12 protein-coding genes and 1 tRNA gene are annotated in these 16,390 nt (G+C 70.4%); 7 read left to right on the forward strand and 6 right to left on the reverse strand.

What is annotated here, in order from left to right:
- Positions 1-163: 163 nt before the first annotated feature.
- Complete coding sequence (locus GF068_RS00210; RefSeq protein WP_153817280.1) at positions 164-1,225, reverse strand: hypothetical protein; 1,062 nt, start codon at positions 1,223-1,225, stop codon at positions 164-166.
- Positions 1,226-1,777: 552 nt separating this feature from the next.
- Here GF068_RS00210 and GF068_RS00215 point away from each other — a divergent pair.
- Positions 1,778-3,442: a recombinase family protein gene (locus GF068_RS00215; RefSeq protein ID WP_170319228.1), complete on the forward strand. Its 1,665-nt coding sequence runs from the start codon at positions 1,778-1,780 to the stop codon at positions 3,440-3,442.
- On the opposite strand, the gene GF068_RS00220 is transcribed toward GF068_RS00215, so the two are convergent.
- A tRNA-Glu gene (locus GF068_RS00220) sits at positions 3,414-3,488 on the reverse strand. The two genes, GF068_RS00215 and GF068_RS00220, sit on opposite strands and share 29 nt — an antisense overlap.
- 532 nt (positions 3,489-4,020) lie before the next feature.
- Between GF068_RS00220 and GF068_RS00225 the strand changes: the two genes are divergently transcribed.
- Complete coding sequence (locus tag GF068_RS00225; RefSeq protein ID WP_153817282.1) at positions 4,021-5,478, forward strand: AlkA N-terminal domain-containing protein; 1,458 nt, start codon at positions 4,021-4,023, stop codon at positions 5,476-5,478.
- The gene (locus tag GF068_RS00230) at positions 5,475-5,981 is read left to right on the forward strand and encodes a methylated-DNA--[protein]-cysteine S-methyltransferase (RefSeq protein ID WP_275939044.1); all 507 of its coding nucleotides are present in this window, start codon (positions 5,475-5,477) and stop codon (positions 5,979-5,981) included. The genes GF068_RS00225 and GF068_RS00230 overlap by 4 nt, the downstream gene beginning before the upstream one ends.
- 26 nt (positions 5,982-6,007) lie before the next feature.
- Here GF068_RS00230 and GF068_RS00235 read toward each other — a convergent pair whose 3' ends face one another.
- Positions 6,008-6,949 (reverse strand): alpha/beta hydrolase, encoded by a 942-nt coding sequence (locus GF068_RS00235; protein ID WP_153817283.1) that lies wholly within the window; start codon positions 6,947-6,949, stop codon positions 6,008-6,010.
- Between the two features lie 52 nt (positions 6,950-7,001).
- Here GF068_RS00235 and GF068_RS00240 point away from each other — a divergent pair, with 52 nt between their 5' ends.
- The 3 genes from GF068_RS00240 (at position 7,002) to GF068_RS00250 (ending at position 11,080) form a co-directional block, all read left to right on the forward strand.
- Positions 7,002-9,530, forward strand: a complete 2,529-nt coding sequence (locus GF068_RS00240) for a hypothetical protein (RefSeq protein ID WP_153817284.1) — start codon at positions 7,002-7,004, stop codon at positions 9,528-9,530.
- A 39-nt stretch (positions 9,531-9,569) separates the two neighbouring features.
- Positions 9,570-10,046, forward strand: coding sequence for a YchJ family protein (locus tag GF068_RS00245; RefSeq protein ID WP_153817285.1), 477 nt, complete (start codon positions 9,570-9,572; stop codon positions 10,044-10,046).
- Between the two features lie 110 nt (positions 10,047-10,156).
- Positions 10,157-11,080, forward strand: coding sequence for a hypothetical protein (locus GF068_RS00250; protein WP_153817286.1), 924 nt, complete (start codon positions 10,157-10,159; stop codon positions 11,078-11,080).
- Positions 11,081-11,083: 3 nt separating this feature from the next.
- Here GF068_RS00250 and GF068_RS00255 read toward each other — a convergent pair whose 3' ends face one another.
- Complete coding sequence (locus GF068_RS00255; RefSeq protein ID WP_153817287.1) at positions 11,084-12,355, reverse strand: tetratricopeptide repeat protein; 1,272 nt, start codon at positions 12,353-12,355, stop codon at positions 11,084-11,086.
- 81 nt (positions 12,356-12,436) lie between these two features.
- On the opposite strand from GF068_RS00255, the gene GF068_RS00260 reads away from it, so the two are divergent.
- On the forward strand, positions 12,437-13,996 hold the full coding sequence (locus GF068_RS00260; protein WP_153817288.1) for a S8 family serine peptidase: 1,560 nt from the start codon (positions 12,437-12,439) through the stop codon (positions 13,994-13,996).
- On the opposite strand, the gene GF068_RS44080 is transcribed toward GF068_RS00260, so the two are convergent.
- Together GF068_RS44080 and GF068_RS00270 are read right to left on the reverse strand one after the other, a co-directional pair.
- On the reverse strand, positions 13,945-15,531 hold the full coding sequence (locus GF068_RS44080) for an MXAN_6640 family putative metalloprotease (RefSeq protein ID WP_206079369.1): 1,587 nt from the start codon (positions 15,529-15,531) through the stop codon (positions 13,945-13,947). The two genes, GF068_RS00260 and GF068_RS44080, sit on opposite strands and share 52 nt — an antisense overlap.
- Entirely contained in the window at positions 15,528-16,346 is an 819-nt protein-coding gene (locus GF068_RS00270; RefSeq protein WP_153817289.1) for an HmuY family protein, read from the reverse strand. Before GF068_RS00270 ends, GF068_RS44080 begins: the two co-directional genes overlap by 4 nt.
- Between the last annotated feature and the right edge of the window lie 44 nt (positions 16,347-16,390).

Genomic DNA, 16,390 nt, shown 5'->3' on the forward strand with positions numbered 1-16,390 from the left:
CTGCGCCCGCGTCGGGTGAGCCCCCCCCTTCGCCCGCGTCCTGCGGCGCGACGAGGGTATAATCAACCAAACCATCGGCGCAAGATGCGGCGAACACACAGAATGTGAGAGCTGCAACGCGCAAAGACCCTTGCTTGGACATCGGGTTCATAGGCATCCTCAATCAGTCGAACAGAGCGGCCGACACAGCAACTCCTGCGACGACGCGAACAGTGGGCGATCTCCAATAGTAAACGGGAGCTGTAGGGTCCTCGGGGTCCCTGACGCGGAAGACGATATTTCTGATTTCCCCGGTCGTCTCTGCATAGCCAACGAGGGCAAATCTAGAGCTGAACTGCCACCGTGCGGCCACACGACCACCAAAGCCCATGGAGAAAGCGTCGGCGCTCTGTAATTGGCTGCTCGGGTCGAGGTCGAAGTTTAGTCTGCTTGCATTCACGACGGCGCAAACATCGAACATCTTGGGGGTGGCGCAACCGAGGAGCGCGAAGGTCGTCAGCGAGGCCCGTCCAGGCGCCTCTGGCTCGCCGATGCCGGACGCTGGCGTAATGAGCCCACGCACGTCACCGGCGAGAGCGAAACGCTTCCATCGAACGGCAAGCATCCCGTTCCCACCGAGGCCGAAACTGGGGAGGCCGTAGGGCGAGGCCGCGACCCCGAGGGACGCCTCCACTTGTACGGGTGGCTCGTCGGTCGCCTCGGGTGAGGTCACCACCGAAGCGAGGGCTGGCGGAAGGAGGTAGGAGAGGGACTCGGGCAAGCGAGGAGCGACAGGGCGAAGCTCGGGGCGCTGGACCTCCACCTCGGGCGGCGCGGCGAGGTGGGCCGGCGGGTCCTCGTGTCCCCACGCGCCCGGCCCGAGGCGCGCCCTCACGAGCGCGGCGATGTCGTACGCGAGCTCGCGGCATGTCCCCTGCGCGTCCGTCTTGCCGTGCCACGCCTCCGCGCCGTCGGCGGCATCGGGTCCCCAAAGCTCCGCCTCGAACGCTCTCCCGACGCGGTGGACCTCGACCCTCACCACGGGCGAGACGTCGGTCCTGACAACCATGTACCCGAATTCGCCCGCGAGCATGAACGCGAGCTCCTCGGCATCGGGGCACCCCTCGGGCGGCGTCGGCGGCGCGTACTCCAGGCGGAACGCGATCTTCGGCTTCGCCGCGAGGGCAGGCGGCGCGAGGGTGAGCCCGAAGAGCACGGCGGCGAGGCTGGCGAGGCGGCGCGGCATGTCGGAACGAGGACGAAGCTACGCTCGGTCTTCGCGGGGATGCAAGCGCCGTTTGCCCTGGCTCGCCGTCTGCGGGTCATGAAAGCCGTTTCCGGAGGTCTCGCCGGTCGAGAGGTTCGTCCGGGGCGACGGTGGCGGGAGCGCTCCGGGGGCGTGTCGGACCTCCGATCGGAGCCGACGGGATAGGACAGAATTTGTCCTATTTTGGCCCGGTTTTCCCTAGCAAATCCACTTCTTCGGCGGGTACCTTCCTCCTACCAGGCTCGCCCCTGCGGCCGATCCTGGATCCGCCATGCGCCGAGGAGCCCGAGCCAGAAGACCATCACCCCCCGAACCCGAGGCCCGTCCCGCGCCTCGCGCCAAAGGCATCGGCGGCCCCCTTCCCGAGGGGGCTGGTATGAGGGGCGATCGGGGGGAGGCAGGCCCCCCGGAGACGGGTGTCGCGACAACCCCCTCCCTACCGAAGCCCTTGGACCGATGGCGCGCGGAGTTTGCCGTTGCGCTGGCCGAGCTTGTCCTGGAAGACCTGTTGAAGTACCCTCCCGACAAATCATGAAGCTCACCGGCCTACGTTGCGCCCTCTACGCCCGGCGCAGCAAAGAAGAGCACCAAGCCGCATCGATCGAGGTCCAAACAGGGGAGGGCGCGCGCTACATCGCCGAACAAGGCGGCGAGCTCGCTCCCGAGCACGTCTTCGTCGATGCCGATCACGGGCGCGCCGAGTTCAAGAAGCGGCCCGGCCTGATCTCGATGCTGAATGCCGCTGCGCGCCGCGCGTTCGATGTCGTCGTGGTGCGCGACGAGTCGCGGCTCGGCGGCGACACGAACCGGACGTCCTTGTTCATCCAGGACCTCCTCGATGCCGGGGTTCGGCTCTTCTACTACTTCACCGACGAGGAGGTGATGATCGAGGGCGCCATTGACAAGTTCATGATCAACGTCCGGAACTTCGCCTCCGAGCTCGAACGGGAGAAGATCAGCCAAAGGACGCACGAGCACCTGATGACGAAGGCGCGTAAAGGGCTCAACGTGGGAGGACGCGTCTACGGATACGATAACGTCGAGGTGAAAGACGGCGATCGGCGCGTCCGCGTCGAGTACCGCGTCAATGAGGCGGAAGCCGCGATCGTGCGTGAAATCTTCGACCGGTACGCGGGCGGCGAAGGGCTACGGACGCTCGCCAAGGACCTCAACGCTCGTCATGTTCGTCCGCCGCGCGCTGGCAAGAGGGGGACCGGCTCGTGGTCCTACTCGTCGATCTACGCGATGGTCCGGCGGGATCGATACCGCGGCGTCGTCGTCTGGGGGAAGAAGGAGAAGACGTACAAGGGCGGGACGAAGGTCCGGGTGGACCGGACGAAGGACGCCTGGGTGACGGTCGAGGTGCCCGAACTGCGGATCGTCTCCGAGGAGGTCTGGCTGGCTGTCCAAACCCGCAACGAGGAGCAGGCGCGCACGATGGGGACGAAGGCCCGCGGGCCACGGGCGCGTTACCTGCTCTCGGGGATCGGGAGGTGCGCGGAGTGCGGGGGCCCGATGCGGTCAGACCATGGCAAAGTAAGTTACGAAACGGTCCTCATGTATAGCTGCTCGTGGCATCGAGACCGAGGGCCGGCCGTGTGTGGGAACGGGCTCCGGCGGCCGATCGCGACGATCGACGCGGCAGTCATCCGCTGGATCAAGACGCACGTCCTCCGGGAGGAGGTCATCCTCCACGCGCTCAAGATGCTGCGCGAGCGTCTCGCCGAGCGGGCGAAGACGACACCACGCGAGGCGCCCGAGCTCGAGGCGGAGGCGCGGAAGCTCCGGGTGGAGATCGAGCGGCTCGGGGAGGCGATCGTCGCGACCTCGGACGCCCCGACCACGCTCGTCCGCATGATGGCGGAGCGAGAGAAGCGGCTTTCAGCCGTCGAGACCAGGCTCTCGGCCATCCGGACGGCGCCGTCGGTGCTGGATCTGGAAGTCCGGCGGATGGAGAAGGAAGCGCGCGCCCGGATCGAGGGGTTCGAGGAGCTGATCTCGCGCAACCCGGAGAAGGTGCGCTCGGCCCTCGAACGGCTGATGACGGAGCCCTTTCGCTTCGTGCCCGTCGAGACCCCAGAAGGGAAGCGGTACAACATCGAGGGCGAGATCGCCCTCGATGCCCTGTTTGTGACCGAGGCCCCAGACTCTGGTGCAGTACCGTTTGCGTCCCCAGCGGGATTCGAACCCGCGTAACAGCCTTGAAAGGGCTGGGTCCTGGGCCGGGCTAGACGATGGGGACGGGTGCTTCCTGGGAAGCGGGCGCGAACCCTAGCGTCGGTCGGCCTCCAGCGCAAGAGCAATTCGCTCTCCAGTTGTGCAGATTGTCGTAACCCGCAGCACTTATCATGCACTCCTGGGTCTCCCCCTCGTCGGCGACCGTTTCGAGGTGCCAGCATCGGCTGCCTCGTACCTCGCGGATCGCTCCTCCTTCCTCTCATGCGTCACGGACGCCGTCTGCCGTGAGGGAGTCCTCGCTCGGGCCACAGTGCCGCGCTTTGGGTGATCTGCACCTCTGCTCGCCGTGGCGCGGGGGAGCGCTCGGTGGATCCGCGGGGCTCGGCTTGCCTGGGCGGCTCGTGGTCGACGCTCGCCGAGGTCGCGGCTCGTCGTCGTCGCCGGGCTCGTGTATTTCGTCGCGCTCGTCGCGGCATGGATCGGGTATACGGCGCATCGCGGGGATTTGAATGGCCGGGGAGGCGCGACGCACGAGATCGCTGTCGCGTCCGAAAATGGCCAGACATCGCGGCGCGGGCGCGGTAGGAGGGGAGGCGATGATGGATGCCGAGACCTGCTACCGAGCCCTGTGCGCCCGCGACGAGCGCTTCGATGGGCTGTTTTTCGTGGCCGTACGGACGACCGGCGTCTACTGCCGGCCCGTTTGTCCTGCGCGCACGCCGGCGCAGGATCGGTGCGTGTTTTACCGGTACGCCGCCGAGGCGGACCGCGACGGGTTTCGCGCTTGTTTTCGTTGCCGACCAGAGCTCTCGCCGGGCGGCGCGCCGCAGGACTCGGTGCCGCGCCTGGTCCGCGCCGCGCTCGCTTCTATCGAGCGCGGCTTCCTCGACGAGGCCTCCGTCGACGACCTCGGGCGCGCGCTCGGCGTGACCGGCAGGCACCTCCGGCGCGCCATGGAAGCCGAGCTCGGCGTGGCCCCGGTCGAGCTCGCCCAATCGCGGCGCCTCGCGCTCGCCAAGCAGCTCCTGCAGGACTCTTCCTTGCCGCTCGCCGAGATCGCCTTCGCGAGCGGATTCGGGAGCGTACGGCGATTCAATGCGCTCTTCTCGGCCCGGTTCGGCAGGCCGCCGTCGGCGCTCCGGCGCAGGGCCGCCGAGGCCGGGAGCGAAGCAGGCGCCGCCATCACGCTGCGCCTCGATTATCGGCCGCCGCTCGATTGGGATGCGCTCCTCGTGTTCCTCGGCGAACGCGCGATCGCCGGCGTCGAGGTCGTCGAGAACGACGCTTATGCCCGCGCCATCGGGTGGGGCGAAACGACGGGGTGGGCGCGGGTGACGCATATTCCGCAAAAAAACGCGCTCCGGGTGGAGGTCGCGCCCGCGCTCGCGGGCGCGATCGGGCCTCTGCTCGGCAGGTTGCGGGCGCTCTTCGACCTCGACGCGCATCCTCGGCTCATTGGTGAGTCGCTCGGCCGCGATCCGCTGCTCGGGCCGCTCGTCGCGCGTCGCCCCGGGCTCCGCGTGCCGGGCGCGTTCGACGGATTCGAGGCGGCGGTGCGCGCCATCCTCGGGCAGCAGGTGTCCGTGCGCGCGGCGACCACGCTCGCCGGGCGCGTGGCGCAGCGTTTTGGCCGGGCCGTGGACACGCCTGCGCCCGGCGTGACGCACCTCTTTCCCTCTGCGGCCGCGCTCGCGGAGGCGCCGCTCGAGGCCATCACGCAGATTGGTTTGCCCACGGCGCGCGCGCGCTCGATCCAGGCGCTCGCGCGTGCCTCTGCGCAGGGAGAGGTCCGGCTCGAGCGGGGCGAGGATCCCGAGGCCGCCGCGGCTGCGCTCGTCGCATTGCCGGGCATCGGCCCCTGGACGGCCCAGTACCTCGGCATGCGCGTCCATGGTTTTCCCGACGCCTTTCCGGCCTCGGATCTCGGCGTCCTCAAGGCGCTCGGCGTGAAGTCGGCCCGCGCCGCCGAGGAGCGCGCGGCGGCGTTCAGGCCGTGGCGAGCTTATGCGGTGATGCACCTCTGGCAGGGCCTCGCGGAAGGAGCATTCTCATGATGAAAACGCTTCACGAACGCCGCACCTCGAGCCCGCTCGGCGAGCTCCACGTCGTTGCTTCGGACGACGCGATCGTGGGGGTGTACCTGCCTGGGCACAAGGGCGCGCCCGAAATCGTGGCCCACGACGGGCGGGAGCATCCCGTCCTCCGCGAGGCTACGCGCCAGCTCGACGCTTATTTCGAAGGACGACGCGATTCTTTCGTGCTGCCGCTCGATCTGCGGGGGAGCCCATTTCAACGCGAGGTCTGGGCTGCGCTCCTCACGATTCCTTTCGGGGAAACACGGTCGTACGCGGAGCTCGCGCGGGCCCTCGGCCGGCCGCAGGCGGCGCGCGCCGTGGGCGCGGCCAACGCAAAGAACCCGATCAGCATCATCGTGCCCTGCCACCGCGTCATCGCGGGGGACGGCGCGCTCACCGGATATGCGGGCGGCGTCGCGGCGAAGCGATGGCTCCTCTCGCACGAGCAGCGCCGCCGCTCGTCTTTTCTCTCCGTTCCCTAGGCGCTTCGGCCTACGCCCGCTCGCCCTCAGCGGAACAAGGCCTCGCGCAGCGACGCCGCGCAGAACGTGACGGCCGCGTTCGCCTCGTCGAGGACCTTGCCCATCAAGACAAAACCGTGGATCTGCCGCTCGAAGCAGACGGAGACCGCCTTCGAGCCCGCCGCGGTCAGGCGCTCGGCGTATTGGGCTCCCTCGTCGCGCAGCGGATCGTAGCCGGCCGTCAGCACCAGCGCGGGCGGCAGGTTCGCGTGGTTCGGGTGGAGGAGCGGCGAGGCCCGCCAATCGAGGTCGTGCGCGGGATCTCCGATGTAATGGTCGTGGTAATAGGTGACCGATTCGCGCGTGAGCAGATATCCCTCACCGTTCGTCACGTGGGACGGCGCGACGCGCCGCATGTCCGTGGCCGGATAAATCAGGAGCTGATACGCAATGGCGAGATCCCCCGCGTCCCGAGCCGCCAGCGCCACCACGGCGGCGAGGTTTCCCCCCGCGCTGTCGCCCCCGACCGCGATGCGGGCCCCGTCGATCCCGAGCGCCGCGGCATTTCGTCGCACCCAGTACGTCGCGGCCAGGCTATCGTCGACGGCGGCGGGGAAGCGGTGCTCGGGCGCCAGTCGGTAATCGACCGCCACGACCACGCAGCCGGCGCCATTCGCGATCATGCGGCAGAACGTGTCGTGGGTGTCGAGGTCGCCGATCGTCCATCCGCCGCCGTGGTAATACACGAGCGCGGGCGAGGCTGTACCGGTCGACGCGCCCGCGGGGCGGTACAGTCGGAGCGGGATCCGGCCGTGCGGCGTCTCCGCGTGGAGATCACGCACCTCGGCGACCTCGGGCGGATCCGGCTGGGTGAACGCGCGGCGCTCGCGGAAGGCGCGCCGCGCGTCCGGCGGCGAGAGCTTGTGCGCCGGCGGCATGCCACTTCGTTCGATGAGATCGAGCAGGGCCCGGGTCTGGGGGTGGAGCATGGGGCCGGATCGCGCATCAACTCGGCGGCGCGGTCAAGGACGAAACGCAATCTTGACGGCGGCGCGGGCAGGCGGTCTCCTGCTCTCGATGGCGCGCGCCCTCTCCCGACGCTCTTGCTTGCTCGTCCTGACCCTCGGAGGTCTCGCGGCCGGATGTGGGCCTGCTCCGACGAGACCCTCCGACCCCGCGACCGCCTCGCCGCGCCCGTCGAGCCTGCCTGTCGCGGCGCCTCCGACAGCGTCGGCGTCTCCGCCCGCGACCCGCGCTTGCCCCGGCGCCCTCGCGACCGCGACGCCCGATCTCGGCTGGTTCCCGCTCGGCGCCTCCGCGCCCTCGTCCTCCGCCGCACCCGCGCCGAGCCCTGGCGTCGTCTCTCCGTCGACGGGGGGTTTTCCGAGCGCCGTCTACGACGCCGAGGGGCGGCTCGTCGTCGCCTGGACGGAGGCGCCCGGCGTGCGCCTGCGCAGATTCGAAGGAGGGCGCTTCCAGGACTTGCCGCCCATCACGACGCGGACCGTCGATGGATTCGCCGCGCCCATGGTCACGCGGGATTCGGCGGGGCGGGTGCTCGTGTATTTCCTCGAAGACACGCGCCCGCGCGTCTTCCGCGTCGAAGCGAACAACGTGGTCGATCTCTCGCCGAAATCGCCGCCGCCTGCGCGGTTCTTCGGCGTTCGCGGGATCCCGCGGATCGTCACATGCCTCGCCATGATCGTCCCCGTCGCCCCGAGCCGCCTCGTCGTGGACGGCGAGGGCCGGCCGCTCGTCGGCTGGGCGGAGGCGGGTCCCCATTCGATGCGGGCCGTCGTGCACCGATGGACCGGCTCCGCGTGGACGACGTTGTCGATCCCCGACATCGGGCCGATTGATCATTGCGCGCCCAACGCCAAGACCATCACCCTGGCGGCGGATCCCAAGGGCCAGCCCTACGTCGCGTTCCGCAAGGACGACGCGATCACCGTCATGGCCTGGAATGGCAGCGGTTTCCGCCAGGAGTCCAGGCGCGTGCCCGATCGCGACGCGGCCACCACGAGCGAGCCGTGGATCACGTTCGGCCCGAAAAACGTGCGCTGGAAGGCGTGGACCGAGCGGGTCCGCGAGGGCGGCAAGCTGCGCGAGCACGTGCAGGTCGTCCGCAGCGACGCGAAGGGCTCGCGGGTGCTGAAGCAGCCGGCGGGTCGGCCGCTGCGCGGGCAGATCGTCGCGTTCGGCGGCGGAGAACGTCCGCGGATCGCCGTGCTCGACACGAACGACGATCGAGCCGAGCTCCGGTTCGTGGCGTGGGACGACGACGCGCCCGTGGAGCTCACGGGAGGCCCGGGCGCCGCGGACTTCACGTATGGCCGCCGCCACAGCTTTCCCTCGGCGGCCTTGCCCGAAGGCGCGGCGCCGCCCGCGGTCGTGTATCGCGGAGGCACGGAGATCGCCGCGCGGGTCTGGGAGGCGGGCGGGTATCGCGCGCCGGGAGGGGCTCCGGCGGCCAAGGACGGGCTCGGTCGAGGGGTGGCCGAGGGGATTCCGCCGGTGATCGCGATGCGTGGGGGCAGGGTCGCCGTCGCGTGGCTCATGCCCGGCGCGTTTCCGACGATCATCACGCGTCGGTGGACGGGTTGCCGCTGGGAGACGGCGCCCGCGCTCCCCGTGCTGGAGGCGGGGCGGCCGGGGCCCGGGCTCCGTCCGGCGATCTCGATCGACGCCGAGGGGAGGGTGCTCCTGGTGTATTCGACCGGCGGCGCGGGGGCGATGGTGGTGACGCGCTGGGCAGGCGCCTCGTGGGAGCTCTGGCACGTGCCCCGCGAAGGGTCGGCGCCGGCCGGACCTCGTTCGCCGACGGCGCTCGCCTTCGGCGTCGAGGTGGACGCAGCGGGGACGCCCGTCGTCGCCTGGGCCGACCGCACGCGCCAGGCGCTCGGCCTCTCGCGCCACCTCGGGCAGGGGTACGGGCAAGGCTTTCGGCTGATCTCATCGGATCCCGCGCCCATCTCCATCACGCCGGCGATGACCACGGACGACGCGGGCCGGCCCGTCGTCGCCATGCTCGACCTGAAGCCTCACAGCGGTTTCGTCGGGTACACGCGGCGCCTCGACGGCGATCGATTCGTGGAGGTGCCGCCCTGGACCAGCGCCCCCATGCCGAACAACGGCTTCCCGCCCGAGCATTTCGACCTCGCGGCCGGCCCCGACGGCGCGCTCGCCCTCGCGTTCCGGTGGAGCTCGGTCGACGCGCCCTACGTGGCCCTGTGGAATGGTTCCTCCTGGAATACCATTTCCTCACCCGGCACCACCGCCGCGCCCGGAGACGCGCCGGGGCCGGGGGGCAGCCCTGCGATCACCTTCGACGAGGCGGGCGGGCTTCGCGTCGCGTATGCCGATCGTGCTTCGGGCGAGGTCCTCGTGAAGCGGTTCGTCGGGGGAGCCTGGGCCCAGGACGAGCCGGGCGGGACGCCAAACGACTCGGTCTCGCGGAGCGAGGCCGCTTCGGTGGATCCGGTCATCGCCTCGTCGGGTGGCGCCGTCTGCGTGGCCTGGACCGAACGGGCAGGGGACGACGGGCGCGTGCTCTTGCGCTGCCGGAAGTAGCCCTTCGACCTCACGCGTCTGCTACCATCCCGCACCGCGATGGCCCCCGCACGAGATTGTCCTTGTTGTTCTGGTCTGCAATACGCGCGCTGCTGTGCGCCCTACCACCGCGGCGAGCGTGAGGCGCCCACCGCGGAGGCGCTCATGCGCTCGCGATTCTCGGCGTATGCGCGCAAGGAGTCGGCGTACGTGTTTCGCACGCTCCACCCCGAGCACGAGGACAAGAAGCGGCCCGAGGCCAAGGTGCTGCGCGAGATCCGCGACGCGACCTCCACGCTCAAGTTCATGCGCCTCGACGTCCTCGATCGCGACGGCCCGGACGAGGCCGGCGTCTGGCACGTGCTCTTCCACGCGCGCGTCTTCGAGAAAGGGAAAAACCGCTCCTTTATCGAGCTCAGCGAATTCGCGCACGACGGCGTGGGCATCCGGTATCGCAGCGGCAAGCAGATGCCCGCGGCGTACGTCACCGATCCTGCCGGCCTCACCATTGCGGCCTTCCGGGCGATGGACCCTTGACGGGTCGGGCTCGCGCGGCCGTTCCTGCTGAAGCTGCCCGACGGCGCGGGTTTTGCGGAAGCTCCGCTGAAATTGGACGACGTGACGCCCTCGGGTAGAGTGCGCCCTGGATGACCCCTGCCACGCGACAGCGCCTCGCGACCATCCTCGAGCGGGAGCTCGACGCCACCTCGGTCCAGATCGTCCCGAGCGGCGCCGATCCCGGCCCCGACGGGGACGGCACCACGCTCCGCTGGGACCTCGGCCGCGGGCGCCAGCTCGTCCTCCGTTTCGCCGGGCCGATCCTGGACCGCGCCGACAAGGAGGCGCGGCTCGCGACGCTCATCGAGTCCTTCGCCGACCTCTTCGGCGAGGTCGCCGCCGAGGTCCCGCTCGCCCGCCCCGAGCCGGCCGCGGCCTTGCGGGCCGAGCTCTCGGCGCTCTCGGGCCGGGCGGGCGCCCTCGCGGCCCTGGTCATCGACGCGCGCTCACCCGTCGTCTGGGGCTCCTCCGAGGCCCCCACGGGCACGGACGACCCCGCGGCGGAGGCGCGTGTCAAGGACGTGTTCCGTCGCGCGCGGGCCGCCGGCATCTCCTGGGCCGAGCTCGTGCGCCGGCCGGGGGATCTCCCGCTGCCCTCCGAACGCAAGGGCCCGGAGGAGACGCCGGGGCGCGGCTTGCGCCTCGTGCCTCCCGTGGACGAGCTCGCGCCGCTCCCGACCGAGGATCGCGAGGAGATCGGCCGTCGCGTGCAGCTCACGCGTTCGGCGATCATGCGTGTCCGGAAGAACCCCACGCTCTCCGAGCTCCATCGAGGCGAGCATCTGCACGAGGCGGTGCTGGAGGAGGGGCTCGGGTATCTGGCGCGCTCGTTCGCGACGATCTACGTGCTCCTGCTCGTTTACCCGGGCCCGTTCGACGAGCTCGGCGCCGAGCGGGCGGTGACGCGGGCGCTGCCGGCGATCGAGCGGCTCGTCGTGGCCTTGCCGCCGGACGACGCGCCGACGAACGGCAAAGGGGCGGTCGTGGCGCTGCGGCCCCGACGCCGCAAGTGACGCCTACAACGCGTGTGATCCGACCAGCCTCGCCACCGCGGCAGGCGGCTTGCCCCCGGCCACGCTCACCTCCGCCTTGCCGTCCTCGAGCTTCACCTCGAGCGACCAGCCCTCCTTGAGGGGCAACCCCTTCGTCATGAGCTTGCGTGTCTCGGCGTCGGGGGTGAACCCCTCGAGCTGCATGCGATCCCGCACGTACGAGCGCTCGACGGGCACCGTGAGCGGGCATTTCCACTCCGTCACCTTGCCTTGCGGCGGCACGCAGAGCGTCACGGTCCGGACCGTCTCCTCCTCGTATTCGTCGATCCCCATGTCCGAGTCGTGCCGATCGTGCCGCGCCTCGATCCAGAGCACCGGCGTCTTCCCGGCCGTCTTTTCGGTCACCGTCGGGATCGAGAGCTCCTCGTAAATGCCAAATGCCCCCGGGTTGTGCGTCGATCCGATCCGCCCGATCGGCGAGAAGCCCTTCTCGCCCTTCGCGACGAGGATCCAGTCCGTCCGAAATGTCCCCGTTTGCGCCTCGAGCAGGGTGAGCTCCGGTCGGGGCAACTTCGGCTCCTTCACCGGCTCGCACGACCGCCCCCCCATGACCACCTCGCCCGGCTCGGGCTTCGTGAGGCACGTGCAGACGTCGGCGATCTTCACCGCCGGCGTCTGGCAGGGCAGGGGCTCCTGCGCCGGGGGCGCGGGCGCCTTCTCTTTTTTCGCGAGCTCCGCGAGCCGCTTCTCCACCGTCTCGTTCGGCCGGAGCGCGACGGATTTTCGATAATGGTCGAGCGCGGTCTTCGGATCCTTGCGCTCCTCCGCGACGCGGCCGAGGTTGTAATGCGCCATTCCCTGGATCTTGGGGCTCGTCGTGCGACGAAGGGCCTCCTCGCACGACTTCTTCGCCCGCTCGAGCTCCCCGGCCTTGAACGCGGCCCAGCAGAGCTCCGTCAGCGCGGGCGCGTCCCCCGGCACGACCACGAGCGCCTTTTCGAACTCCTTGATCGCCTCGGGCCATTGCAACTTCCCCGCGAGGATGCGCCCCTCCGTGAGGGCTTTGCGGTACGCGCGCATCTTCTCGGGGCTCGGCGCCTCGCGGGTCTTCGGGCGCTTCGGCCGGGGCAGCGCCGCCGCGGGGGCCGAGCCGGTGGGCGCCGCGGAGGCCGTCGCCGCCGCCGTGGGGGCCGGGGCAGCGGCCGTGGGCGCGGGCGGCGAGGTCCCGCCTCCGTCCTTGCAAGCCACGAGCGAGACGAGGGCGGCGAGGGGAATCGAGGCGCGTATCGAGAGCATCGCCGGCCAAAAAACAACAGCCTGCGCGCCCCGTCAAGGCTCGGCGTACACTGCGGCAGGACCTCTCGCCCCGGAGCCCGCATGTCCCCCCGAATCCCGCTTGCTTTTCCGACGCTCCCCCTGCTCGCCGCGCTCCTCGCGCCGCCGCTCGCCCGCGCCGCGCCTCCGCCCTCGGAGGTCACCTTCCTCGACGGCGGCCGCCCCGTCACCGCCGAGCGCCTCGGCGCGCCGGCCCTCGATGCCCGCGGCAGGGCCCTCACGCCCATCCGCCTCCGCCACGGCGCACGATCCTTCCGCGCCTCGATCGACCCCACCGCCGTCGTCCGCCTCGATCCGGGCGGCGAGGCGGCCCTCGCTCGCCGCGGCTTGCGCCTCGTCGAGCCGCTCATGCCCTCGATCGGCCTCTGGCTCGTGGAGGACGCGGAAGGCCACGACGACGGCCTCGCCCTCGCCGCCCGCCTCGCGAGCCCCGAGGCGCGCGCCGAAGGCGTGCGCGACGCCGTGCCGAACCTCTACGTCCACATGGAGCGCCGGGGCGAGCCGTTCATCCCCGACGACCCTCGTTTTTCGGGGCAATGGTATTTCGACGAGGCCCGCATGCGCATGACCGAGGCCTGGGGCCTCACGCAGGGTGATCCCGGCACGACGGTCGTCGTCATCGACAGCGGCTGCGATTTCACGCACCCCGACCTCCAGGGCAAGCTCGATCCGGGCCTCGACGTGGTCGACGGCGACGACGACGCGAGTTACGACCCGGCCTTCTCGGGCGCCGAGCACGGCACCGCGTGCGCGGGCATCATCGGCGCGGCCACGAACAACGGCGTGGGCATCGCCGGCGCCTGCCCCGAATGCCGCCTGCGTTGCGTCCGCATGCTTTCCGACGAGGCCGCGCCCCTCTCGGCGCCCATCAAGGCCTTCGATTTCGCGCTGCAGACGGGCGCCGCCGTGGTCTCGAATAGCTGGGGGTACGTCGATCCCATCCCGGTCCCGGCGACGCTGCGCGACGCGATCGACCACGTCTTCGATAGCGGCCGCGGCGGCAAAGGCGCCGTCGTGGTCTTCGCCGCCGGCAACGACGACCGCGAGCTCGGCCCGGAGGAGCTCAATGCGGTGCGCGGCGTGTTGACGATCGGCGCGATCAACCAGTTCGACGACAAGACGTTTTTCACGAACTACGGCGCCTCGCTCGACCTCGTCGCGCCCATCGGCACGTTGACGACCGACATCGTGGGGCCGGGCGGGCTCGATCCGAGCGATTACACGACCAACTTCGGAGGCACGTCCTCCGCGTGCCCCGTCGCCGCCGGCGTGGCCGCGCTGGTCGCGAGCGCCGCGCCGGAAAAGACCTCGGCCGAGATCGTCGATCTGCTCGTCGCGACCGCGAGGCCCGCGCCCTACGCGTCGCCCGACGAGGCGGGGCACGACGTCGTGTTCGGCCACGGCATCGTGGACCCGGTCGCGGCGCTGACGGAGGCGCTCGGCGGCCTGGAACCGGCGCCGAATCCGCCGGATCCTTCCGCCGAGGAAGACGCCGGCTGCGCGTGCCGCGCAGGCCAGGCGAGCACGCCTCCATCAATGTCGAATCTCTTTTACGGGGTATTGCTCGCCGGCCTCGTCTTGCGGCGCCGCGCCCGACGTTGACCGAAGAACACGAGGGCCGCGCATACCAGGAGGCCGGGGCCCGCCGGGGCAGGCGCGTGGCTGCAGCCGCAGCCGCCGGGCTCGCTGCTTCCGCCGCCGCTTCCGCCGCTTCCGCCGCTTCCGCCGCCGCTGCCGCCGCCGCCGCCGCTCCCGCTTCCGGCCTCTTGCACGGCGGCCTTGCAGGCGTCGACCTCCTCGGGGCTCCCGATGCAAAGGGTGGGCTTGCGGGAGTTGCCCGATTGCGACGTATTCACCACGGCGACCACGAGCTCATCGGCGCTCGAGGTATCGATGGCATCGACGGCGCTCACGTCGCTCGCCCGTGTCACCGGCCCGATCGTCGTCCCCGTCCGGGTCGTGACGAGCAGCTCGAGATCCTCGACCTCCGCCGCGGTCTCCTCCGGCGTGACGAGCGCCGCCGTCATCTGTCCACGCCCGCCCGTCCCGACCCGATAATATTGTGTCGACGCGTAAAACACCCGCAGCACGTCCGTATACGGCGCTGCGACGCCCTCCAGCTTCACGGGCGCATACTTCGCGCCGTTCGTGTATCCGCGCGCCGCGTCGGCGCTCTGGGCCGTGAACAGGTTCCACGTGGCGAACTCCACGAACGCCTCCGGGAACGAGGCGCCCGCCGCCGCGGCGAGCGTCGGATCCAGCACGTCGAACCAGCCCGGATCGGCCACGCCCTCCGCGCCGTCCTCGGTCCTCTCGACGAGGGCGCGGACCGTGCCGTCGCCGTATCGCTCCTCCAGGAACTGGAAGAAGATCGCGCTGCCGTAGCTGAAGGGATCCACGGGGCCGGGCAGGGGCAGGTCGAGCGAGCGGTCCGTGTTGTCGAGGTAGCCGTCGATGAAGGCCTCGAAATCGGGCAGCGCCGCGTCGTAACTCTCCGTCGCCCAGACCGCCGTCCCCTCGTTGAAGACGCTCCCCTGGCCGTTGTCGTAGGCGGCCTGGACGGCATGAAAAAACTCGTGGCTGCCGAGGATGCGGTTCGCCACGAGCGTGGACGGGTAGCCGTAGCCCTTGTAATCGTTCTCCTGGACCATGTAGCCGGTGCATTGCTCCGGCTTGTCGGGCCCGCAGGTGTCGGTCTGGTAGACGCCGTCGCCGATCCCCGCGAAGTCGACGAGGTAAACGTCGAACCGTCCGTCGCCCCCGTTGTCCGGCAGCCCCTCGTCGCTGCGCGGCGGCCGGAACCCGAGCCCCTCGTAATGGGCGAGGACCTCGTCGTAGACCGACGCCACCTGCTCCACGAAATCGGGCGTGCCCGAGCCCTCGGCGTCCTCCGCCGGCACGGCGTTCGGGCCGGAGCGCGTGAAATGCACGAGGAACTTCCCGCCGGGTGAAGAAAACGCCTCCACCACGTCGCCCGGCTCGAAGTTGAACTGCAGCCCGTTGCCCGGCGTATCCGGCCGGTCGAGCGGCGCGAGGGACGGCCCGTCCCATTCGAATGCCCCGGGCAGAGCGCCCTCCGGCCCGCACGCGGCGAGACCGGAGAGCGCGGCCATGGCGAGGAGGCGAGCCGCCCTCACGGCAGGAAGGCCCAGCGGAAGCGGACGTTCCCCGAACCCGTGCCCATCATCGGGATCGAGTCGGTCGTGTTGCATTGCTCCTGGACCGCGGGCTCGTAATACGAGTCGACGATGAGCTTCAAATGGCGCCCGTCGGCGAGGCGGACGACGAAGACGTTGCCGTTCATCTTCACGCACCCGCTATACGTCCAGAAATGCACCGCGACCGCGGGCGAGCCCGGCAGGCCCGAGCCGTCCGGGATCATCTCGCAGGCCTCGGAGAAATACTCGTCGGTGCGGTACGGGAGGTTGTCGGGCGCGGCATTCACGTCCTCGTACTTCGTGCCGTCCTGCATCCGCGTCGCGGCGACGCAGGAGGGGCCGGAGTTGCCGCTGTTGATGCGGATGGTGGAGCGACGGAAGGCGATGTCCCAGTCCATCGAGCCAATCGAGTCCTCGTCGGAGATCTCGACCTTCTCGAGCCCGTTCTCGGTGAACCGACCATAAACGTACGAATGGGGCATGGGCGCGCCGAAGCCACCCGCGGTCGCGTCGACGTGGACGCTGAAGCCCGCGCCGTCGGCCTCCTCCGTGATGAGGCCGGGGGCCGCCTCGCCCTGGAAGTTCATGCCCTGGATGACCTGATCCTCACAAGGGACCGCGGCCGGGTCGGTGCAAACGGCCATCATGCCGCCGCCGCCACCCGCGCCGCCGGAGCCTCCGGAGCCGCCGGAGCCGCCGGAGCCGCCAGGGCCGGTGGTCGCCGGATCCGACGAACACGCAGGGAAGAGCGCGAGGAGTGAGCCCAGGAGGGGAAGGACGAGAAAGGAACGCATGGAGCGTGATGCTACCACGGCCGCCCGGTTCGGCTAAGCTCCGC

It is taken from the genome of Polyangium spumosum, from assembly GCF_009649845.1.
GTDB lineage: Bacteria > Myxococcota_A > Polyangia > Polyangiales > Polyangiaceae > Polyangium > Polyangium spumosum.

Excerpts from the sequence above, each read along its gene's own strand:
- GF068_RS00250 (WP_153817286.1), top strand. The coding sequence starts at position 10,157 with ATGACCCCTGCCACGCGACAGCGCCTCGCGACCATCCTCGAGCGGGAG.
- GF068_RS00255 (WP_153817287.1), bottom strand. The coding sequence starts at position 12,355 with ATGCTCTCGATACGCGCCTCGATTCCCCTCGCCGCCCTCGTCTCGCTC.
- GF068_RS00260 (WP_153817288.1), top strand. The coding sequence starts at position 12,437 with ATGTCCCCCCGAATCCCGCTTGCTTTTCCGACGCTCCCCCTGCTCGCC.
- GF068_RS00215 (WP_170319228.1), top strand. The coding sequence starts at position 1,778 with ATGAAGCTCACCGGCCTACGTTGCGCCCTCTACGCCCGGCGCAGCAAA.
- GF068_RS00225 (WP_153817282.1), top strand. The coding sequence starts at position 4,021 with ATGATGGATGCCGAGACCTGCTACCGAGCCCTGTGCGCCCGCGACGAG.
- GF068_RS00230 (WP_275939044.1), top strand. The coding sequence starts at position 5,475 with ATGATGAAAACGCTTCACGAACGCCGCACCTCGAGCCCGCTCGGCGAG.
- GF068_RS00235 (WP_153817283.1), bottom strand. The coding sequence starts at position 6,949 with ATGCTCCACCCCCAGACCCGGGCCCTGCTCGATCTCATCGAACGAAGT.
- GF068_RS00270 (WP_153817289.1), bottom strand. The coding sequence starts at position 16,346 with ATGCGTTCCTTTCTCGTCCTTCCCCTCCTGGGCTCACTCCTCGCGCTC.
- GF068_RS00245 (WP_153817285.1), top strand. The coding sequence starts at position 9,570 with ATGGCCCCCGCACGAGATTGTCCTTGTTGTTCTGGTCTGCAATACGCG.
- GF068_RS00210 (WP_153817280.1), bottom strand. The coding sequence starts at position 1,225 with ATGCCGCGCCGCCTCGCCAGCCTCGCCGCCGTGCTCTTCGGGCTCACC.